General features: G+C 73.1%; 17 protein-coding genes. 14 read left to right on the forward strand and 3 right to left on the reverse strand.

Features of this window, described 5'->3' with window-relative positions:
* Positions 1-97 precede the first annotated feature (97 nt).
* Genes NAEX_RS20090 through NAEX_RS20100 form a run of 3 tightly spaced genes read left to right on the forward strand, consistent with a single transcriptional unit; the run spans position 98 to position 2,769 of the window.
* A complete protein-coding gene (locus NAEX_RS20090) occupies positions 98-1,444 on the forward strand; it encodes a hypothetical protein (protein WP_096329101.1) in 1,347 nt (448 codons plus the stop codon).
* 11 nt (positions 1,445-1,455) lie between these two features.
* The gene (locus NAEX_RS20095) at positions 1,456-2,004 is read left to right on the forward strand and encodes a hypothetical protein (protein ID WP_096329102.1); all 549 of its coding nucleotides are present in this window, start codon (positions 1,456-1,458) and stop codon (positions 2,002-2,004) included.
* 60 nt (positions 2,005-2,064) lie between these two features.
* On the forward strand, positions 2,065-2,769 hold the full coding sequence (locus NAEX_RS20100; RefSeq protein ID WP_096329103.1) for a response regulator: 705 nt from the start codon (positions 2,065-2,067) through the stop codon (positions 2,767-2,769).
* A 7-nt stretch (positions 2,770-2,776) separates the two neighbouring features.
* On the opposite strand, the gene NAEX_RS20105 is transcribed toward NAEX_RS20100, so the two are convergent.
* A complete protein-coding gene (locus tag NAEX_RS20105) occupies positions 2,777-3,715 on the reverse strand; it encodes an alpha/beta hydrolase (RefSeq protein WP_096329104.1) in 939 nt (312 codons plus the stop codon).
* 452 nt (positions 3,716-4,167) lie between these two features.
* Here NAEX_RS20105 and NAEX_RS20110 point away from each other — a divergent pair, with 452 nt between their 5' ends.
* From NAEX_RS20110 to NAEX_RS20130, 5 genes are all read left to right on the forward strand, one after another.
* Positions 4,168-6,264, forward strand: a complete 2,097-nt coding sequence (locus NAEX_RS20110; protein ID WP_096329105.1) for an RICIN domain-containing protein — start codon at positions 4,168-4,170, stop codon at positions 6,262-6,264.
* 123 nt (positions 6,265-6,387) lie between these two features.
* On the forward strand, positions 6,388-7,023 hold the full coding sequence (locus tag NAEX_RS20115) for a hypothetical protein (protein ID WP_096329106.1): 636 nt from the start codon (positions 6,388-6,390) through the stop codon (positions 7,021-7,023).
* 40 nt (positions 7,024-7,063) lie between these two features.
* On the forward strand, positions 7,064-7,615 hold the full coding sequence (locus tag NAEX_RS20120) for an RNA polymerase sigma factor (protein ID WP_096329107.1): 552 nt from the start codon (positions 7,064-7,066) through the stop codon (positions 7,613-7,615).
* The gene (locus NAEX_RS20125; RefSeq protein WP_096329108.1) at positions 7,612-10,548 is read left to right on the forward strand and encodes a CHAT domain-containing protein; all 2,937 of its coding nucleotides are present in this window, start codon (positions 7,612-7,614) and stop codon (positions 10,546-10,548) included. Before NAEX_RS20120 ends, NAEX_RS20125 begins: the two co-directional genes overlap by 4 nt.
* A 25-nt stretch (positions 10,549-10,573) precedes the next feature.
* Entirely contained in the window at positions 10,574-11,491 is a 918-nt protein-coding gene (locus NAEX_RS20130) for a prenyltransferase (RefSeq protein ID WP_096329109.1), read from the forward strand.
* A gap of 87 nt (positions 11,492-11,578) precedes the next feature.
* Here the strand turns inward: NAEX_RS20130 and NAEX_RS50450 are convergent, their stop codons facing one another.
* Positions 11,579-11,962, reverse strand: a complete 384-nt coding sequence (locus NAEX_RS50450) for a hypothetical protein (RefSeq protein WP_170135859.1) — start codon at positions 11,960-11,962, stop codon at positions 11,579-11,581.
* Between NAEX_RS50450 and NAEX_RS20140 the strand changes: the two genes are divergently transcribed.
* On the forward strand, positions 11,930-12,235 hold the full coding sequence (locus NAEX_RS20140; protein WP_096329111.1) for a tetratricopeptide repeat protein: 306 nt from the start codon (positions 11,930-11,932) through the stop codon (positions 12,233-12,235). The genes NAEX_RS50450 and NAEX_RS20140 overlap by 33 nt on opposite strands.
* Before the next feature lie 27 nt (positions 12,236-12,262).
* On the opposite strand, the gene NAEX_RS20145 is transcribed toward NAEX_RS20140, so the two are convergent.
* Entirely contained in the window at positions 12,263-12,685 is a 423-nt protein-coding gene (locus NAEX_RS20145) for a hypothetical protein (RefSeq protein ID WP_096329112.1), read from the reverse strand.
* A gap of 67 nt (positions 12,686-12,752) precedes the next feature.
* Here NAEX_RS20145 and hemF point away from each other — a divergent pair, with 67 nt between their 5' ends.
* The 5 genes from hemF to NAEX_RS20170 all read left to right on the forward strand — a co-directional run bounded on the left by hemF (position 12,753) and on the right by NAEX_RS20170 (position 20,062).
* A complete protein-coding gene (gene hemF, locus NAEX_RS20150) occupies positions 12,753-13,694 on the forward strand; it encodes an oxygen-dependent coproporphyrinogen oxidase (protein WP_096333669.1) in 942 nt (313 codons plus the stop codon).
* A gap of 576 nt (positions 13,695-14,270) precedes the next feature.
* Positions 14,271-16,586 (forward strand): TonB-dependent receptor, encoded by a 2,316-nt coding sequence (locus NAEX_RS20155; protein ID WP_143140449.1) that lies wholly within the window; start codon positions 14,271-14,273, stop codon positions 16,584-16,586.
* Between the two features lie 18 nt (positions 16,587-16,604).
* Positions 16,605-17,561: a PstS family phosphate ABC transporter substrate-binding protein gene (locus tag NAEX_RS20160; RefSeq protein ID WP_143140448.1), complete on the forward strand. Its 957-nt coding sequence runs from the start codon at positions 16,605-16,607 to the stop codon at positions 17,559-17,561.
* Between the two features lie 449 nt (positions 17,562-18,010).
* The gene (locus NAEX_RS20165) at positions 18,011-19,378 is read left to right on the forward strand and encodes an ATP-binding protein (protein ID WP_170135860.1); all 1,368 of its coding nucleotides are present in this window, start codon (positions 18,011-18,013) and stop codon (positions 19,376-19,378) included.
* Positions 19,379-19,390: 12 nt separating this feature from the next.
* The gene (locus tag NAEX_RS20170) at positions 19,391-20,062 is read left to right on the forward strand and encodes a response regulator (RefSeq protein ID WP_096329116.1); all 672 of its coding nucleotides are present in this window, start codon (positions 19,391-19,393) and stop codon (positions 20,060-20,062) included.
* Positions 20,063-20,109 lie beyond the last annotated feature (47 nt).

Genomic DNA, 20,109 nt, shown 5'->3' on the forward strand with positions numbered 1-20,109 from the left:
CGATAATGTCGCGTTCGCGTCACCGACCCGTGGGAGCGGCGTCACGGGCTTTATCTAAAGGTATCGCCGCGACCTCTCCGACGAAGGCTCTCCCGTGATGACGATCAAGCAGACTCTCCCGATGTTCGCGGCCGCCGTGGCGCTGCCGCTGGTGTTCGCCCTGGGCTGTGGCGACGATGGCATGCAGACCTCCGACACCGCCGACACCAACGAGACGGCGTCCGGCGAGGAGGAGTGTGACAGCGAGATCGAGGGCACCATCGAGTCCGACACGACGTGGACCTGCGGTCACACGCTGAGCGGCGTCGTCACCGTCAAGAACGGCGCCAAGCTCACGGTCATGCCGGGCGTCACGATCAAGGGCCTCAACGGCTCCGCGCTGGTCGTCGCCAAGGGCTCGCAGCTGATCGCCGAGGGCACCAAGGAGCAGCCGATCGTCTTCACCTCGGCGCTGGCCGAGGGCAGCCGGGCGCGCGGCGACTGGGGCGGCATCGTCCTCCTCGGCGACGCCAAGAACAACCTCCAGACCGGCTCCGGCATCGCGGAGGGCCTCGACGCCGGCAACCCCGACTACGCCTACGGCGGCGGCGACGACGCCTACTCGTGCGGCTCGCTCAAGTGGGTCCGCGTCGAGTACGTCGGCTACGAGCTGACCAAGGACAACGAGCTCAACGGCGTCACCTTCTACTCGTGCGGCACCGGCACCACCGTGGACTACTTGCAGGTGCACATGGGCAAGGACGACGGCATCGAGATGTTCGGCGGCAACTGGTCCGGCAAGCACGTCGTCGTCACCGGCGCCCAGGACGACTCGATCGACTGCGACCAGGGCTACACCGGCTCGCTGCAGCACGTCGCGCTGATCCAGGACCCGGCCGCCGGCAACTACGCGTTCGAGCTGTCGAACCAGGCCGACAACCTCGACGCCGAGCCGCGCACTGCGCCGAAGTTCGTCAACGTCACCGCGATCGGCACCGCCGCGGGCGGTGACATCGAGACCCAGAGCGCCGGCGTCCGCCTCAAGGAGGGCGTCGCCGCCGAGTTCTACAACGCGATCTTCCTCGGCTTCCACGGCCCCGTGATCGAGCTGACCGAGGGCGCGACCGAGGCCGTCGCCGCCGCCGGCGGGATCAAGTTCATGAACAGCCTGTTCTTCGGCAACTCGGCGGTCGACGACGGCGCGACCCCGTACGTCGTCGGCGAAGGCTCGACTTTCGATCTCGAGGGCCTCATCGAAGATCCGGCCAACAACAACCTGATCGACACCGACCCGCTGCTCACCGGCCTCGACTTCACCGCGCCGAACATCGCCCCGACCGACGCCTCGCCGGTTCGCGGCGCCGGTGCGGCCCCGGCCGGCTTCGACGCCGCCGACTACATCGGCGCCGTCGCCAACGCCGAGGGCGACTGGACCCTCGACTGGACCACCTACGCCGCCAACTAGGCCCGACCCGCATGCTCCGCGCTGCCGCCACGCTCGCGTTCTGCCTGTCCTTCGGGGCATGTGACGCGCCGTCGGTCGGTGACGCGAAGCCGGCCGCGCCCGCGGGGCCGCACGTCGGCGACGAACCACTCGCGGGCGGCCTGCCCAGCCTCGAAGCGCTCGGCGAGGCCGTCGTCGCCGGCCTCAACGACCGCGACGCCGCCGCCCTCGCCGCGCTGGCGATCGACCGGGCCGAGTACACCGGCCGCCTGTTCCCCGCGCTCGCCAATCACCCGGCCGCCGAGGCGATGGGCCGCGAGCTGCTGTGGGACATGCACGCTCGTCAGAGCGCGGACGACCTCCAGCGCGCGCTCGCCAACTTCGGCGGCGCCGCGCTCGAGTTCGTCCGCTTCGAACCGCGCCGGACCGTCCGCCGGGCCGGCGTGGTCTTCCACGAGCGCCCGCACCTCGTCGTCCGCGGCGACGACGGCGCCGAGCGTCGCCTGCAGATCCTCGCCTCGCTCGTCGAGCACGAATCCACGCAGACCTTCAAGCTCCTCGGCTTCCGCGATCACGACTGAGTCACGACGTTGTCGCGAGCCTGTGGGGCCGGCCCGCAGCGCACCTGTTAGGAAGAGACCATGCCCGCCACGATCCTCATCGTCGACGATGAGCGCGACCTGCTCGACTCGCTGCGCTTCAGCCTCGAGCGCGAGGGCTTTTGCGCCCTCACGGCCCAGAACGGCAGCTCCGCGCTGTCGCTCATGGGCCAGAGCCCGCCGCCGGACCTCGTCCTGCTCGACTGGATGCTGCCCGACATGGCCGGCACCGAGGTCTGTCGCAACATCCGGATGACCGAAAGGACACGTGGGACGCCGGTCATCATGATCACCGCGCGCAGCGAGGAGATCGATCGGGTGGTCGGCTTCGAGCTCGGGGCCGACGACTACGTGACCAAGCCGTTCAGCGTGCGCGAGCTGCTGCTGCGCGTGAAGGCGATCCTGCGCCGCCGCGCGGCCGACGACCACGCGATCGAGGAGCAGCACTACGAGCTGCTGCGCGTCGACCACGACGGCCACCAGGTGTGGGTGCAGAACAGCCGCGTGACCCTGACCGCGCTCGAGTTCCGCCTGCTGGCGACGCTGCTGGCCCGCCGCGGCCGCGTGCAGACCCGCGACACGCTTCTCAACGACGTCTGGGGCGTGCAGGTCGACGTCACCACCCGCACCGTCGACACCCACGTGCAGCGCCTGCGCAAGAAGCTCGGCGCCGCCGGCCAGTACATCGAGACGCTCCGCGGCGTCGGCTACCGCTTCCTCCTGCCCGAGCGCGAAGCGACCCACTGAAGAGGCCTCACGCGGCCCGGAGCCCGCGGCGCAGCGCGTCGCGCAGCTCGCGTTCGAACCGCTGCGCCACCTCGGCGTGCGCGACCAGGTCGAACCCGTGGAAGGCGCCCGGGTACACGTGCAGCTCGGTCGGCACGCCCGCTCGCAGCAGCCGCTGCGCGTACGCGACGTCCTCGGCGAGGAGCAGGTCGAGCGCGCCGACGGCGATGTAGGTCGGCGGCAGCCCCGAGAGGTCGCCGGCGCGGGCCGCCGCGGCGTACGGCGACACGTCCTCGCCGCCCGGTTCACCGCCGAGCAGGGCGGTCCAGCCGAAGCGGTTGTTCGCGGGCGTCCACACGAACTCGCCGGCGTACGGGTGCGGCTCGGCGACGACGGTGCGATCGTCGAGCATCGGATACACGAGCAGCTGGAAGGCCACCGGCACCTCGCCGCGGTCGCGCGCCAACAGCCCCAGCGCGGCCGCCAGCCCGCCGCCGGCGCTCTCGCCTCCGATGGCGATCCGCTTGCGATCGACGCCGAGCTCCTCGGCGTGCTCGTGTAACCACTTCAACCCCGCGTAGCAGTCCTCGATCGGCCCCGGGAACGGAGCCTCGGGCGAGAGGCGGTAGTCGACCGAGACCACCACGCAGCCGATCGCCGACGCCAGCGCCTGGTTGCGCGCGGCCGCGAGGTGCGGCGAGCCCAACACGTAGCCGCCGCCGTGCATGTGAACATACGCCGGCGCGAGGCCCTGGCGGCGCCGCGGCTCGTAGACGACCACGCGCACCTCCGGCGCCCCCTCGGGCCCGGGGACGAGGCGCTCCGAGGCGATGACATCCGCCGACGGCTCGCTCGCGGGCGGCATGAGCGCGCGGATCTGCGTGAGCGCCTGCAGGCTCAGCTCGAACGAGGGCAACGCGCCGAGCAGCGGCTGCAGCTGCGGATCGACCAAATGACGTGAGGACATGGACGAGCTCCCGTGACTGCCACGGCCTACTCCGGCCGCGGCGCGCGACCAGTGTGGGGGATGCGGACAGGAGCGTCCACTTGCGAAGGCGCGCGTCCCCACGACAGCTTGTGCTGGCTTTTAAAACATGACCGAACGGACATGTCACTGCCGCCGCTCACGCTCGCCCGGGCGAGCAACGCGTCATCCACCGGCCGATCACGTCGGCGCGCTCGCGCACCGGAGACGCTGCTGCGGATGAAGGCCCCTCCCGGTGGATGAGCCGACCGGCGCGGAGGCGCGCACCCAGGTCCGCCGAAATTTTTAATTCGGCCCCGGGAAGATCGCGACTGCCCGGCGTTGTCGGGGGCAAGAGCCTCGCCGCGTCGTCGCCGCTGTGCCGCCCACCCGGAGCGCGCCCGGCCGTCGACGCGAGCGGGCTTATCCATGCCTCTCGCCAGGGAATTTTTCCGATGTTCCACCGTTCGCGCAAGCTGTCCGCCCTCGTCCTCCCGCTGTCCGTCGCCGCCGCGCTCGTCTCGGCCTGTGACGAGCCCGACGCCCCGGCTCTGGTCGACGGTGCCGTCGACACCGAGGTCGAGGAGTCACTCGCCGAGACCTCGCCGTATCGGCTCGACGCCGGCCTCGCCGTCCCGCTGAGCGACCTCGATCCGGCGCTCGTCGCCGTCGCCGAGGCGCACCTGCGGATCGGCGCCAGCGAGATGCAGGGGGCCGAGAACTGGGAGGGCGCCGCGCTCTATCCGCTGGCCCTGCCGATGTATCGCCCCGACATCGAGGGGCCCGCCTACTACGAGTTCAAGATCGTGCGCGCCGGCGAGGACGCCGGCTTCATCGTCGTCAGCACCGGCGAGCACGACAACCCGCTGCCCGAGTTCAACACCCGCGGCGTCACCCCGGGCGAGCACCTCGCCGCGCGGGCGAGCGAGCCGGTGGCGATGTTCTGGCGCCTCGACGCCTTCCTCATCATCGCCGAGAACGCCACCGGCGCGATCACGGCGGCCACCAGCGACGCGCTGCCCGTGCCGCAGGCCGAGGTCCCGGCCGGCGACGCCCTCGAGCTGGCCGACTGGAGCGTGTGGCCGAGCCTGCGCCGCGACTTTGCCAGGGGCTTCGCCCGCGAGATCGCCGCCACCCGGGCCAGCCACGCCCAGGCCTGGCGCGACGTCGAGGAGCTGCGGACCGCCGCGCGCGAGGCCGCCGAGCTCGGCGACGACGTCGCCTTCCGCCGCCACTGGTGGAACGTCGCCGATCTGGGCGCCACCCTCCACGAGTGCGAGAACAACTGGGCCGGCCCCGAGTTCGGCCCGGCGCACCCGAACGACCTGACCGCGCGCTGGGACCAGGTCATGTGGGACTTCCGCCACGTCGCCACCTCCGGCAACGCGCTGTGTGCCAGCGGCTGCACCCCGACCGGCGCCGGCATCGTCCTCGCGTGGATGGACGCCCAGAGCCGCACCCCGTACTCCGGCCCGTGGAGCCGACCCGACATGGGCCGCGCGTTCTTCCGCTACCGCCGCAACATCAGCGTCGATCAGCTGCCCTTCGTCGACCACGGGCGTCCGCCGTACATCGGCCTCCCGGCGGGGCAGAGCATGATCTCGAAGGCCGGCCTCTACGACTACTCGGCCGCGCCGGAGATGCACTGGATCGGTCAGACCGCGACCCCGTCGCCGCTCGAGACCGCGACCTCGACGGTGGCGCAGGAGGACATGCGCCGCTATCTGCTCGAGATCGGCATGTCGATGAAGACCGGCTGCAGCGGCACCGCCGGCAACACCATCTGGTGGGACGTCGGCGGCTTCCAGCGCTTCCTCGACGACCACCGGATCCCCGCGCAGCTGCTCGTCGACATCCACGTCTTCGGCCACCCCGGCGTGCGCGACCGCGTCATCGACTCGCTGCGCAACACCGGCGCGCCGGGCTTCGTCCACACCGGCGGCTACAGCGGCCACACCGAGGTCGTCAACGCCCACCTGCAGTGCCGCATTCGCGACAAGGCCACCAACACCATCACCTATACCGGCCCGCACTACTTCTACATGAACAAGGGCTGGGGCGGCGGCAACACCGAGGGCTGGCTGGCGATCGGCAACCTCATGATGTCGGCCACGCTGACGCCGAAGTCGCCGTGGCAGGAGCTCGTGCCGAGTCACAGCGGTCAGTGCGCCGACGTGCCCTACGGCGACAAGGCCAACGGCCTCGGCCTGCAGCAGTTCCCGTGCGCCGCCGGCGAGTCGGCGCCGCAGCGCTGGCGCTTCCTGCCGCAGAGCGACGGCTCGTACATGATCGAGAGCGCCGCCTCGGGCAAGTGCATCGAGGTCTACGGCTACAGCCTCGACAACAACGCCCAGGTCGTGCAGTGGGACTGCTACGGCGGCAACAACCAGAAGTGGCGGGCCGAGATGCGCCCCGACGGGCAGTTCCAGCTGCGGAACGTCCACAGCGGCAAGTGCCTCGAGGTGCTCAATTTCGGGCAGAACTCGGGCGCGCAGCTGGTGCAGTACACCTGCGACGGCGCCGCGAGCCAGGTCTGGGATCTGCGCCTGTGAGGCCGCCGCGCGGGCATGCGGCCTCGCGCGCGGCCGCGTGCCGCGAACGCGAACCCGAGGTTGGTAGAGTGGGCCGCCGCGCGGGCGGCCGAGCGCGCCCCGTCGCGCAGGAGGAGCGGAGCAATGAACGTGTCACTCATCATCTTCGCCGCATGGTGGTCGGCCGTCCTCGCGCCGATCGAGCCGGCGAATCCCAAGGTCCCGTCGCCGGCGCCGGTGAGCCCCAAGGTCCCGTCGCCCGTGCTCACGCCGCTGAACCCCAAGCTCGACCCGAGCAAGCTGCCCAAGGTCACGCAGGCGCCCAAGTTGATGTTCAAGCCCGGCAGCTACTCGTTCGAGTCGCTCAAGCTGCCCGAGGTGTTGCCGCTGGAGAAGTTCGAGCACTGGCAAGGCGGTCCGAACTGGCCGCAGCTCGAGAGCTCGGTCGTCGTCGTCACCGACCACTCGCAGGACCCGCACCGGTTCATGGCCTTCCTCGTCGACCTCAAGGAGCAGCGGATCGCGGCGATCCGCGAGGGCGACATCACCAAGCACTTGGGCACGATCGGCCAGCAGGGGCCCGGCGACGACAACCATCAGCAGGCCGTGCCGCAGTCGATCCTGGGGCTCGCGGGCAGCGGCGCGGTGATCGTTTTGAAGCCGCCCGTGCCTCCGGGTCCGTCCGGGATCCCCGACGATCTCGTGCGCAGGATCCTCGACTCCGGCAACATCGCCGCGCAGGCGGGCCTGCTGATGCACGGGACGCTCGGCCGCGGTTGACCCGCGATCTACCGCGTGGCATCGTCCGCCGTCGCTATCCATGGCTCCGCCGCAAGTCATCGATCCGCCGATCGACGCCGCGGCGGACTTCCATCGCAGCCTGCGGGAGCACGAGCACGCGCTGCGGGACCTCGCCTTGCGGCTGTGTCGCAACCCGGCCGACGCCGGTGATCTGCTGCAGGACACCTTCGAGCGGGCGCTCCAGCGGCGCGCGCAATACCAGCCCGGGACCAACCTGCGCGCGTGGCTCTGCACCATCCTCCACCACCTCTTCCTCGACCGCTGCCGCGCGCGCGTGCGCGGCCCAGAGCACGCCTCGCTCGACGAGGTCGCGTTGCCGGCGCCGGAGCCGGCGGCCGAGCCGGCCTGGGCCGCGCTGACCCGCGACGACGTCGTCGCCGCGGTCGAGCGGCTCGAGCCCGACTTTCGCCGCGTCTATCAGCTTCACAGCCTCGAGGGCGTGCCGTATCAAGAGATCGCCGCGCGCCTCGGGATCCCCAAGGCCACCGTCGGCACTCGCCTCGCGCGAGCCCGCCGCAAGCTCCGTGACCTGCTGCTGCCGGCCCGCGCCGCCGACGAGAGCCACCCATGACCCGCCGCTGCGACGACATCGACCGCTACTTCGACGGCGAGCTCGAGGGCGACGCGCGCGCGACGTTCGAGGCGCACCTGGTCGACTGCGCCCGGTGTCAGCAGGCGCTGCACGTGCTCATGCAGCTGCAGGTCGCGACCGGGCCCGAGGCCGCGCCGGTCGCCCCGGTGAGCCCGCTGGCCGCGCGCAGGCGGCGGGCGTGGTGGGCCGCGGCGCCGCTGCTGGCCGCGGCCGCCGCGATCGCGCTGTACCTGCGCGGGCCAAGCGGCGGGCCCGAGCTCGGACATGTCTCTGAGGGCATGTCGCAAGAGGCAGGTCCATTCTCACTCGCCCTGGCGCCGACGCGCGGGGTCGAGGCGCGGCTCAGCTTCGCCCCGGCCGACGTCCACCGCGACTACTCGGTGCTGCGCGCCGGCGGTCCCGTCAAGGGTGAGCCGATCCCGCTGAGCGAGCTGTCGCGGCTCGAGCAGGCCGGCGAGCTGCGCGGGCTGGCGGCCGCGCACGCGCTGCGCGGCGAGCTGGCCCAGGCCCAAGCGGTGCTGCTGCGGCTTCAGCCCTCGCCCGACCGCGACAGCGACCTGGCCGCGCTGGCCTTGATGCAGAACCAGGCCGAGCAGGCGCTCGCGCTCGCCGACGCCGCGCTGGCGGCCGCGCCCGGGCACCTGCAGGCGCGCTGGAACCGGGCGCTGGCGCTGCGCGAGCTGGGCCTGCCGCGCCTGGCCGCCGACGCGCTCGAGCGGCTCGCGGCCGACGACACCCCGGCGTGGGGCGCCGAGGCGCGGGCGCAGGCCGAGGCGTTGCGGCGCGAGCCGGCCGCGCGCGAGCGATCGTTCGCCGAGGTGCAGGCGGCCGGGGCGGCGCTGATCGAGCGCGGCGAGCCGTTCCCGGCGGCGACGATCGCCGCGTCGCCGTCGCTGGTGCGCCTCTACTTCTACGACGCCGTGCGCGCGGCCCCCTCGCGGGCCCGGCTCGAGGCGCTCGCGCCGCTGGCCGAGCAGCTCGATCGCCTCGCCGGAGGACGTGTCCTGCAGGACATGCTGCAGAGGACAGCGAAGGCCGACTTCACCCGCCGCGGTCCGCTGGCCGCGACCTACGCCGAGCTCGCGCTCGGCCGCGGCGGCGACGGGGCCGAGCTGGTCGCGCGGGCGCGGGCGGCCCGGCAGGACGACATCGCTCTCGGCGCGAGGGTCCACGCCGGGCTCGTGCGCGCCGACCTCGACGCTTTTACCAAGCTGGCCGAAAGTACAGGTGACCCCTGGCTGCGGATGCTCGCGGCCCAGGAGCGGGCCGGCGCGCAGGTCGACGCCGGCGACTACGCGGCGGCCGAGGCGACGCTGGCGGCCGCGCAGGCGCTGTGCGGCCCCGGGCTCGGCTACCGCTGTGCGCGGCTCGAGCTGCTCCAGGCCGAGCTGCTGGTGCTGATGCACCGCCTGACCGAGGCCGTCGCGCCGCTCGAGGCCGGCGCGCGGCGGGTGACGCAGGACCAGCACTGGGGCGCCGAGACGACCTTCTTGCAGCTGCGCGCCGAGGTCGCCCGCCTGCGCGGCGCCTTTGGTCTGGCGCGAGCGATCACCGGCGAGACCTTGCTGCGCCTGCCCGACGCGCCCGCGGCTCGCTGCCGGGCCGAGCGTCACGCGCGGGACGTGCTCGCGGGCCTGGCGATCGTCGCGCTCGACGCCGCCGGGGCGCGGCGCGAGCTCGAGGCCGCGCCCGACTGCGAGCAGCCGCCGTCGCTCCCGCGGCTGTTCGTCCAGGCCGACCTGGCGCGGATGAGCGGCGACCGGCGCGACGTCGACGCCGTGCTCGTCGGGCTGCGGGCGCTGCGAGCCGCCGGTCTGCAGCCCGGCGAGGCCGCGCTCGCCGATCACATCGAGGGCCGGGCGCGGATCGCCGGCGAGCCGGAGGTCGGCCGCGCGCTGCTGCGCCAGGCGATCGCCGCCGCTCGCGAGCTGCCGCGCAGCGACCCGCACGCCCTCAAGGCGGTGTCGTTCAGCTACGCCTCGCTCGTGCTCGACGCGGCCGCCCGGGGCGACCACGCGGCCGCCCTCGGCCTGTTCGCCGAGGAGGTCGGCGCGGCCGCCCCGACGGCCTGCGCGCTCGGCCTCGCCGTCGATCACGAGCGCGGCTACAGCGTCGCGCTCGGCCCCGCCGGTCCGGCGATCGGCAGCCTCGTCACCCGCGCCGCCCCCGTCGCTGACGGCGAGGCGCTGGTCCCCGAGGACGCGATCGCGGCCGTGCGCGCCTGCCCCGAGGTCGCGGTGTTCGCTCGCCCGCCGCTGGCCGGCCGGCCCGGGCTGCTGCCGCCGGAGATCGCCTGGTCGTACCGCGTCGCCCGCACGCCCCTTCAGACAGGTGTCAAAAGACATGTTACATCGGACATCCGGGTGGTGGTCGCCGACGCCGCCGCGCCAGCCGCGCTCGGTCTGCCGCGCCTGTCCCCGTGGACAGGTACGAGCGACGCCGCCACGCGGCTGCTGACCGGCCCGGAGGCGACGCCGACGCGGGTGCTGCAGGCCTTGCCCGAGGCGGGTGAGGTCGAGTTCCACGTCCACGGCCTGGTCGACCTCGGGGTGTCGGACGCCTCGTTCCTGGCGCTGACGCCCGACGCCGACGGCCGCCACGCGCTGACGGCCGGGCAGATCCGCGGCGTCGCCCTGCCGGCCCGCCCGGTCGTGATCCTCGGGGCCTGCCACGCCGGGCAGGTCGCGCCGTACCTGCACGAGGCGTGGAGCTTGCCGGTCGCGTTCCTCGAGGCCGGCGCGCGGGTGGTGATCGCCTCGCCGGCGCCGGTCGAGGACCGCGAGGCCGGCCCGTTCTTCGACGCCGTGCGCGCGCGGATCCGCAGCGGCGCCACCCCGGCCGCCGCGGTGCGCGACGAGCGGGTCCAGCGGGGCGGCGCCGACTGGGCCGCCCACGTGCTCGTGTTCGAGTAGTGCTACCAGTGCTACCGTGGCGCGTATGTTCGACCCCGCCGCGTGGCTGCAGGCGTCCCGGCCGCTGGCCCAGGTCAACCTCGTCGTCCCGCTGTGGCTCGGGCAGGCGCTGGCCTTCGCCTACACCGGCGCGTTCTCGCTGGGCACCCTCTACGCGGCGCACATGTTCGCCGCGCTGCTGCTGCTGGTGATCGTGTTCAGCAACGACTACGCCGACCGCGACACCGACGCCGCCAACACCACCTACAACGAGTTCTCCGGCGGCTCGCGGGTGCTGCCCGACGGCCGCCTGCGCCCCGGCGAGCTGCGCGACGCGGCCTGGCTGGCGCTGGTCGGCCTGCTGGGGCTCTCGCTCTACCTGGCCTTCGGGTCATGTCGCCCGTGGACCCCGGGCTTCGTGGCCGCCGCGGCGCTGCTGGTGTGGATCTACAACTTCCCGCCGCTGCGCCTGGCGTACCGCGGCGGCGGCGAGGTCGTGCAGGGCCTGGGGACCGGGGTGGTGCTGCCCCTGCTCGGCTTCTACGTCCAGGCCGGCTCGCTGGCGGCGTTCCCGTGGCTGGCGCTGGCGCCGCTGTTCCTGCTCGGCGCGGTCGGCAACATCCTCACCTCGCTGCCGGATGTCCCTTCGGACAGGGCGGCCGGCAAGCGCAGCTACCCGGTCCGCCGCGGCCAGTTCGTCGCGCGCCGCCACAGCCTCGAGCTGCTGGTGATGGCGGCCCTGATGGGCGGCCTCGTCGTGCCCGGCCTCGGCGCCGTCGGCGTCGCCCTGCTGGCGGCCCCGGCCCTGGCGTTGGTGGCCCGCAGCGTCGCCCTGCTCGGCAGCGCCGACGCCGAGCAGCGCGACGAGTGCCGCCGCTTCATCCTCCTCGTCGCCGGCGCCGGCCACCTGCAGTGCGTGCTGTGGAGCCTCGCCCTGGTGGTGGTCGGCTTCCTGCGGCCGTGATCACAGAGATGCCTCGAATGACATGAACTTTCGGGCATGTCCATGGGGTCATGTCCAAAGCTTCATGCCCCCCGAGACACGTCATCCTCACGGGCACGGCGGCGTCAGCAGCTTCGACGCCGCCAGCGGCTTGCGGCTGGCGGGCGACGCGTCGCCGGCCTGGCGACGGAGCTGGTCGGACAGACAGGCGGACGCGCGCGCCTGGCTGCGGTCGCCGCCGCTGCGGACCCTGGCGATCGCCAGCGTCTCGTGCAGCTCGGCGGCGGGCTCCAGGCCCGGGTGAGCGGCCGGCAGCAGCGTCAGCGCCCGCTCCGCCACCGCCAGGGCCTCGGCCGGTTCGCGCTCGCGCAGCACGAGGGCGAGGCACAGCAGCGCCTCGAAGCGGCGCGGGTCGTCCGCGTCGAGCGCCTTGTCTTGCAGGGCGATCGCCCGGCGCACGTGCTGCTCCGCCGCCGCGAGCTCGCCGAGCACGGCCTCGAGCCCGGCGACCTCGCGGGGTCGGAGCGCCACGACCTGGAGGCGCTGAAGGTGATCGAGCTGCGCCACGAGCCCGACCACCTCGGCGCGGCGATGGTGCAGCAGAACTACGCGGTGCTGCTGCGCCGGCTCGGGCGCACGCAGGAGGCGCTGGCGCTGGTGTCGCGCGTGCGCGCGCGGCTGGCCGCGCGGATCGGCGAGTCGCACATCTACCTGGCCGACCTCGACACGGCGGTCGCCGGGCTCGATGGTGCCGAACGAGCGTGAATTGCTCGCAGCACCCCGCTCGCGGCGTTAGCGCAGCAGGCCGCCGATCCGGCGACTCAGGCGCGCGCGCTCGAAGTCGGCGCGCAGCGAGGATATCCCCAGCGCGTAGATCGCCCAGAACACCAGGCCGACGCCGAAGCCCGCCAGCGTCGAGCCGAGGATCGGCGCTTCGGCCTGCATCTGTCGCAGCTCGCCGGCGGCTTTTTGCCAATTGACGGCGATGAACGCCAGCAGCACCGTGAGCGCCAGCGCCTTGAGCGCGGACAGGCCCGACAGGCGCGGGCGCGGGCCGAGGCCGCCGCGGTCGCCCTCGAGCAGTTGCATGAGCAACCCGAGCCACGACGACAGCATCGGAAGCACCAGCGCGCCGGCGATCCCGCCGAGCCCGGTCACGGCCAGGCGGAGGCGTTCGGTCGACAGCGGGATCTCGGCGGCGAGTTCGGGCGCCACGGGCGTGAGCCTACCGCAGAACGTGCGCGCGCGTGGGGCCTCGTGAGCGGCATACACTCGCGCCGTGGTGTCCGCGACCAGTTTCCACACCGAATTTCAGCGCCGCGCGCACGACGCCGTCCTCGAGGTGCAGTCGACGATCTGCGCCGCCATCGAGGCGCTCGAGCGCGAGGCCGGGGGCAGCGGGACCTTCGCCAGCGACGCCTGGGACCGTCCCGGCGGCGGCGGCGGCCTCACGCGGGTGATCCGCGGCGACGTGATCGAGAAGGGCGGCGTCAACACCTCGGCCGTGTTCGGCGAGCTCAACCCGCAGTTCGCCAGCCAGCTCGCCGGCACCGGCGCCAACTTCTTCGCCGCCGGCGTCTCGCTCGTGCTGCACCCGAAGAACCCGTTCGTGCCGACGGTGCACGCCAACTTCCGCTACATCGAGCAGGGCGAGCGGCGGTGGTTCGGCGGCGGCGCCGACTTGACCCCGTACTACTACTTCGCCGAGGACAAGGCGCACTTCCACGACGTGTGGCGCCGCTTCTGCGACGCGCACCCCGGCATCGGCGACTACCCGCGCTTCAGCGACTGGTGCGATCGCTACTTTTATTTGAAACATCGCGGCGAGTCGCGCGGGGTCGGAGGGATCTTCTTCGACCACCTGTTCGTCGACTCCACCCGGCCCGGCCACGACGACGCGCTCTTGCGCTTCATCCGCGACGGCGGCATGCGCTTCCTCGACGCCTGGCTGCCGATCGCGCGCCGGCGGCTGCCCACGCCTTACGGGCCCGATCAGCGCCGCTGGCAGGAGCTGCGCCGCGGTCGCTACGTCGAGTTCAACCTCCTCTACGACCGCGGCACCGTGTTCGGCCTCAAGACCGGCGGGCGCACCGAGTCGATCCTCATGTCGCTGCCGCCGCACGTGCAGTGGGGCTACGCCGAGGAGCCCGCCCCCGGCACCCCCGAGGCCGCCCTGCTCGCCGAGCTGCGCAAGCCGTTCCCCGGCGACGAGCCATCGCCCTGAGGCGGCGACGGCGAGCGGCGCCGCTCGGCACTGCGCTCGTGCCCGACTTCGGACGTGTCCCAAAGGACCTGTCCTCGGGGATATGTGGCTCACGGCGAAGAGCGCCTGCGGCGTCGGTAGCCGCGGTGCGGGCGAGCGATGCGGGCCGGGACGTCCTGTCCGAAGAGACATGCCATCGCGGCGGCGACGACCTCGCCGGGAGTCGGTGACCCGGCGCGCGGGCGAGCGATGAGCACCCGACCGTCCTGTCCTCGAGGATATGTCCATCGCGGCGGCGACGAGCCCTCGGTCTTCCGGCTCGCCGCGGAGTCGGTTGCCGCGCCGCCCGCGATCGACGAGCGCCGATCGGCTGGCCCGCACGGCGGCCGGCCCGGCGAAGCGCGTTTGGCACTCGCCGATCTTCCCACGGCCCGGTGAAGGCGCCTCGGCGCTGCCGGCGGCCGCGCACCTGTCGGCGAATTCACGGCTCCTGCGCCCGTTCGCGCGCCGCGGCGCGCTCGATCAGGTGGATCCACCTGCTCCGATTCCGGGGGTTTGCCCTGCCAGGACCTCGGCGCGACAATCCGCGGCCCGGTGGTGTCCCCCCTCCGTTCGTCGTGGCTCGTCGTCGCCGCCGTCGTGGCGCTGGCGCGTCCGGCCGCGGCCGCGCCGGCACCTGTCCTTCGCGGCATGCCCCGACAGACAGGTCCGAAAGGACCTGTCCCCGAGGGCCCGAGCGCCCCGACCGCCGCGACCTCCGCAGCTTCGCCCGCCCCGGCCAAGCTGACCCGAGAGGCAGCCGAGCAGGCGCGCACTGTCGGCCGCACCACCGTCCGCGACACCCGGGCGCAAGTCACTCACGACACGCGGGCGGCCAGCGTCGTCACCCGGCGCGACCTCGAGGAGCGGCTGCCGCGCTCGGCCCCGGACGCGCTGCGCTTCGAGCCGGGCGTGTACGTCCAGCAGACCGCGCACGGCCAGGGTTCGCCGTTCGTGCGCGGCCTGACCGGCCAGCAGACGGTGATGATGTTCGACGGCATCCGCCTCAACAACAGCACCTTCCGCTACGGCCCCAACCAGTACTTCTTCACCATCGACTCGCGCACCCTGCAGAAGCTCGAGGTGCTGCGCGGCGCCTCGTCGACGCGTTACGGCTCGGACGCGATGGGCGGGGCCCTGCTGGCGACCCCGATCGACCCCTCGCTCGAGCTCGGCGGCCCGCGCGGCTGGTACGGCCACTCGAAGGCGATGATGCGCACCGGCACCGCCGACGGCGAGATCGGCGGGCGGGCCCAGCTCGACGTCGGCTACAAGGGCAAGATCGGCCTGTTCGGCGGCGTCGGCTACCGCGACGTCGGGCTCTTGCGCGCCGGCGGCAAGCTGCTGTCCCCGAGTACAGGTCAGCCCGTCAAGTCGCCGCTGTTCGCCGCCGACGGCGTCACCCAGCGCGGCACCGGCTTCCGCGAGTTCACCGCCGACGCGCGGCTCGTCTATCAGGTCAACGACAAGCACCGCCTCACCCTCGGCTACTACGACTACCGCCAGTTCGACGCCCCTCGCACCGACCGCTGCCCGCCCGTCACCGCGCCGCAGAGCGAGTGCCTGACCTACGACGAACAGTTCCGCACCCTCGTCTACGGCGCCTACGACGTGCATGACGGCCCGGCCGCGGCCGAGACGGTGCGCTGGACCGTCAGCTACCAGCACCAGCACGAGCGGCGCCGGTTCGACCGCGGCCCCGACTCGACCTACCGCATCATCGGCCGCGACGAGGTCTACACCCTCGGCACCGGCCTCGACATCGGCACCAGGAAGTTCCGCCTCGCCCGCGGCGTCGACCTCCAGGTCCACTACGGCCTCGACGCCTACTTCGACACCCTGCGCAGCCACGCCTGGAACACCTTCCTCGACGTCGGCATCACCACCACCGCGACCTCGCAGTACGCCAGCGGCAGCCGCTACTTGACCTCGGGCGTGTGGACCGAGGCGCGGCTCGGCCTGTTCGACCGCGTCGAGCTGCGCGCCGGCGGCCGCGGCTCGCTGGTCGTCGCCAAGGCGCCGGGCGACCTCGACCCGATGATCGGCCGGCGGCCGATCGACCAGACCTGGGGCGGCGGCGTCGCCGGCGGGGGGGTCGCCGTGCGCCTCGTCGACGGGGTCCGCTGGATCACCAACCTCGACCAGGGCTTCCGCGCGCCCAACCTCGACGACCTCACCAGCCGCCAGGCCACCGGGGCCGGCCAGCAGTACGAGAACCCCAACCTCCGGCCGGAGCGCGCCCTGTCCTTGGAGACAGGTTTCAAGATCGAGCGCCCGCGGGTCGAGCTGCAGCTGTTCGCGTTCCAGTCGTGGATCGATCGCCTGATCACGCGGGTCCGCTTCGATCGCGACCAGTGCCCGCCGGAGGACGTGGTCTGCGGCGCGGCGGTCTACAACGTCACGCTGGCCAACATCGCCGGCACCAGCCACATCCGCGGGGTCGACGGCGCCGTGCGGCTGTTTCTGCCCAGGGGCTTCGGCATGCGCGCGACCGCGGCCTACACCTGGGGCGACGGCCCCAACCCCGTGCCCGGCCTCGACCCCGTGCGCGTGCCGCTGTCGCGGATCCCCCCGCTCAACGGCACCGTCGAGATCAACTGGCGCCACCGCCTCGGCTTCTTCGCCAGCACCGCCCTGCGCTGGGCCCGGCCGCAGGCGCGCCTCACCGAGACCGACAAGAACGACCAGCGGATCCCTCAGGGCGGGACCCCCGGCTTCGCCGTCCTCGACCTGCGCGCCGGCTACCGCCTGCAGCCGCACGCGCTGGTCGTCCTCGTGCTCGAGAACGTCACCAACGCCGCCTACCGCTACCACGGCTCCAGCATCAACGGCCCGGGCCGGGGGCTCAACGTGCTGATCGAGGTCGGCTTCTAATTGGAGTACACCGTCGCCATGGCCGAGACCGCCGACGACCCGCGCGCCTCCGCGTCGCTCGCCGCCCTGTGGGCCGCGGTGCTGCTCGGCGTCGCCGGCGTGGCGATCCTCGCCGCCGTGTTCGTCGCCCCGCTGCTGGCCGGCTCGAGCGACCCTCCCTTCCTCGAGGGACATGTCCCGAAGAACTCGCTGCTCTACCAGCGCTCGACCCCGCGGCCGCACGGCGTGCTGCACCTGGCCGGCTCGGGCAGCAACATCCCGCTGACGCGCGCGCTGGCCGACGCGTTCGTCGCCCGGTCCCCCGACGCGCACATCGTCGTGTTCGAGAGCATCGGCTCCTCGGGCGGCGTCATGGCGGTCTACGACGACGTCGTCGACCTCGGCCTCATCTCCCGCCCGCTCAAGGAGCGCGAGGTGCAGCTCGGCGTCGACGCGATCCCCTACGCCCGCGTGCCGGTGGTCGTCGCCGTCAATTTGTCGGTCCCCGACACCGCGATCACCACCGACGAGCTCGCCGACATCTTCGCCGGCCGCAAGACCCGCTGGTCGGACGGCGCGCCGATCACCGTGCTCCAGCGGGAGCGCGGCGACTCCGGCCACCTCGCCGTCGCCGCCGCGCTCCCGGCCTTCGCCGCCGCGGACGAGGCCGCCTACCGCGAGCACCGCTGGCGCGTCGTCCTCCACGACCGGGCGATGCAGGAGGCGCTGGCGATCACCCCCGGCGCCGTCGGCCTGCTCGACGCCGGCGCGATCAGCCTCCAGCGCCTGCCCCTCCGCGCGCTCGAGCTCGACGGCTACGCCGCCAGCGAGGCCAGCGTCCAGTCGGGCCGCTACCCGTTCTTCAAGGACCTGTCGTTCGCCGCCCTCGAGGCCCCGACCGGCCTCGCCGCCGACTTCATCCGCTTCGCCCACTCCGACGAGGGCCGCGCGCTGATGAAGGCCCACGGCTACATCCCGCTGCCGGAGGTCCAGTGACCGCTCGCACAGGTGCGATGGGACATGTTCGAAGAGGCATGCATGCCGACGCCTCGCGCTCGCCCGCGCGTCGCGGCGCTCGGGCGCCCCGCCTCCCGAAGGCGGCCAGCAGCCCTGCATGTCGCAGGGGCGATGACGAGGACCACGGCGACGTCCCGCTGCCGGAGGTCCAATGACCGCTCGCGCAGGTGAGATGGGACAGGTCCGCAGGGGCATGCGGGCCGACGCCCCGTGCACGCCCGCTCGTCGCGGCGATCGAGCCGGTGTGATGGGATGTGTCCGAACGGACACGTCCAGCGGACTCGGCACCTCGGGCACGCCCGCGCCTCGCGGCGCTCGAGCCCCGCGCTCCGGGCAGGGGCGAGCAGTCCTGCATGGCGCATGGGACATGCCGTTCGGGCCATATGCCAGGCAGCCTGCGGCGCGCCCCCCGGCGCCGGAGGGAGACAATGTCTGAAAAGACAGTACCCGAAGGACATGCTCTTTCGGGCAAGGTCGGCCTGCGCCGCTACCTGTCGGCGCGCATGCTGCCGCTCGTGGTGCTGCTGCTCGTGCTGGTGTCGGCCTCGGCGCCGCTGGCCTACGCCGCGCTGCAGGCCCGGGGCCTGCGCGAGCAGGCGCGGGCGACCGCGGTGCAGGCGGCCGACGCGGTCGCGCGCGAGGTGCAGGAGCGGCCGGTGCTGTGGCGCTACGACGCCGGCAAGCTGCTGGCGCACCTGCGGGCCTACGTCGACAACGCCGGGGCCGCGCGCATCGAGATCGCCGACCGCTCGGGCGTGCGGATCCCGCTCGACACCGGGTCGATCACCAGCCCCGCCGCCAGCGGTCCGCTCGCCTGGGAGGCCGCGCCGATCGTCCTCAACGAGGAGGTCGTCGGCCACGCGTGGGTCGCCGTCAGCCTCGCCGAGGCCCGCGCCGCCGCCCTCCTGCTGCTCGGACCGTTCGGCCTGCTCGGCGTCGGTCTCGCCGGCCTGCTCTACTTCATCCCGCTCGGCGCGATCACCCGCGCCGAACGCCGCATCGAACAGAGCCAGGCCGCGCTGGCCCGCTTCAACCAGACGCTCGAGCAGCAGGTCGCCGAGCGCTCGTCGCAGCTCGGCGAGGCCTACGAGCAGCTGCGGCAGAAGGAGGGCCGCCTGCGCGAGCTGTCGGCCCGCGCCGTGCTGCTGCAGGAGGCCGAGCGGCGCGTCATCGCCCGCGAGCTCCACGACTCCGCCGGCCAGGCGCTCACGGCGATCCGCATCAACCTCCAGCTCATGGTCCAGCTCGCCGAGCCCGACAGCAAGGTGGCGAAGATGGCCGCGCGCACGCTGACGATCGTCGACGCGACGCTCGAGGAGATCCGCCGCGCCGTCAGCATGCTGGGCCCGGCGATCCTCGACGACGTCGGCCTGGTCGCCGCGATCGAGCGGCTGTGCGACGACTTCGAACGCGAGGACCTCGAGATCTCGCGGGAGCTCGAGGTCCCCGACGGCGGGCTGTCCGCCGCGCTCGAGAGCGTGTGCTACCGGGTGACCCAGGAGGCGCTGACCAACGCCGCGCGCCACGCTGGGGCCAACGAGTTGCGGGTCGTCCTGAGGGTCGAGCCCGCGCACATCGTGCTGGAGGTCCGCGACAACGGGCGAGGGTTTGTCCCCGGCGAGCGCGGCGAGGGCAGCGGCGGCCGCGGGCTCGTCGGCATGCGAGAGCGCGTCGAGCTGCTCGGCGGCAACCTCCGCATCGACACCGCCCCCGGGGCCGGCACCGCCATCCATGTCGAGCTGCCGCGGCGGGCCCTGAGCGACGATGGCGACGACTCGGCCGTCGTCGTCGCGTGATACAGTCCGAGCGTGAGCACCAAGAAGACCATCCGGGTCGTCCTCGCCGAAGACCACACGATCGTCCGCGAGGGCCTGCGCGCGCTGCTCGACGTGCGCGACGACATCGAGGTCGTGGCCGAGGTCGCTGACGGGCGCGCCGCGGTCGAGGCCGTCGCCACGCACAAGCCCGACGTCGCGATCATGGACCTCGGCATGCCCGAGCTGAACGGCGTCGACGCCACGCGAGCGATCCGCAAGGACTTCCCCGCCACGCAGGTGCTCATCCTGTCGATGCACTCGGGCGAGGAGTACGTCCGCCCCGCCATCCGCGCCGGCGCCAGCGGCTACCTGCTCAAGGGCTCCGGCCTGTCCGACCTCGTCGCCGCGATCCAGGCCGTCTCGCACGGCGACGCCTTCTTCAGCCCGTCGATCGCCAAGATCGTCCTCCACGACTCGCGGCGCGACGCGCGGCCCGGCGGGCGCGAACCGCAGCCGGGAGACGCCCTCACCAACCGCGAACGCGAGATCCTCCAGCTCGTCGCCGAGGGCCGCTCGAGCCCGGAAATCGCGCGCCAGCTCAGTCTCAGCGTGAAGACGGTCGAGGGCCACCGCGGCCGGATCATGGCCAAACTCGACGTACACCACGTCGCTGGCCTCGTGCGCCACGCGATCCGGATCGGTCTCGTCTCGCCCGACGCCTGAGGACGTTCGGGCCGGTGCTGGACCCCGCGTGGGGGCCGCCCAGAACG

The sequence above is a fragment of the Nannocystis exedens genome (assembly GCF_002343915.1).
Taxonomy (GTDB): domain Bacteria; phylum Myxococcota_A; class Polyangia; order Nannocystales; family Nannocystaceae; genus Nannocystis; species Nannocystis exedens.

Excerpts from the sequence above, each read along its gene's own strand:
- NAEX_RS20160 (WP_143140448.1), top strand. The coding sequence starts at position 16,605 with ATGGCCGAGACCGCCGACGACCCGCGCGCCTCCGCGTCGCTCGCCGCC.
- NAEX_RS20115 (WP_096329106.1), top strand. The coding sequence starts at position 6,388 with ATGAACGTGTCACTCATCATCTTCGCCGCATGGTGGTCGGCCGTCCTC.
- NAEX_RS20125 (WP_096329108.1), top strand. The coding sequence starts at position 7,612 with ATGACCCGCCGCTGCGACGACATCGACCGCTACTTCGACGGCGAGCTC.
- NAEX_RS20095 (WP_096329102.1), top strand. The coding sequence starts at position 1,456 with ATGCTCCGCGCTGCCGCCACGCTCGCGTTCTGCCTGTCCTTCGGGGCA.
- NAEX_RS20105 (WP_096329104.1), bottom strand. The coding sequence starts at position 3,715 with ATGTCCTCACGTCATTTGGTCGATCCGCAGCTGCAGCCGCTGCTCGGC.
- NAEX_RS20165 (WP_170135860.1), top strand. The coding sequence starts at position 18,011 with ATGTCTGAAAAGACAGTACCCGAAGGACATGCTCTTTCGGGCAAGGTC.
- NAEX_RS20100 (WP_096329103.1), top strand. The coding sequence starts at position 2,065 with ATGCCCGCCACGATCCTCATCGTCGACGATGAGCGCGACCTGCTCGAC.
- NAEX_RS20130 (WP_096329109.1), top strand. The coding sequence starts at position 10,574 with ATGTTCGACCCCGCCGCGTGGCTGCAGGCGTCCCGGCCGCTGGCCCAG.
- NAEX_RS20090 (WP_096329101.1), top strand. The coding sequence starts at position 98 with ATGACGATCAAGCAGACTCTCCCGATGTTCGCGGCCGCCGTGGCGCTG.
- NAEX_RS20110 (WP_096329105.1), top strand. The coding sequence starts at position 4,168 with ATGTTCCACCGTTCGCGCAAGCTGTCCGCCCTCGTCCTCCCGCTGTCC.
- NAEX_RS20120 (WP_096329107.1), top strand. The coding sequence starts at position 7,064 with ATGGCTCCGCCGCAAGTCATCGATCCGCCGATCGACGCCGCGGCGGAC.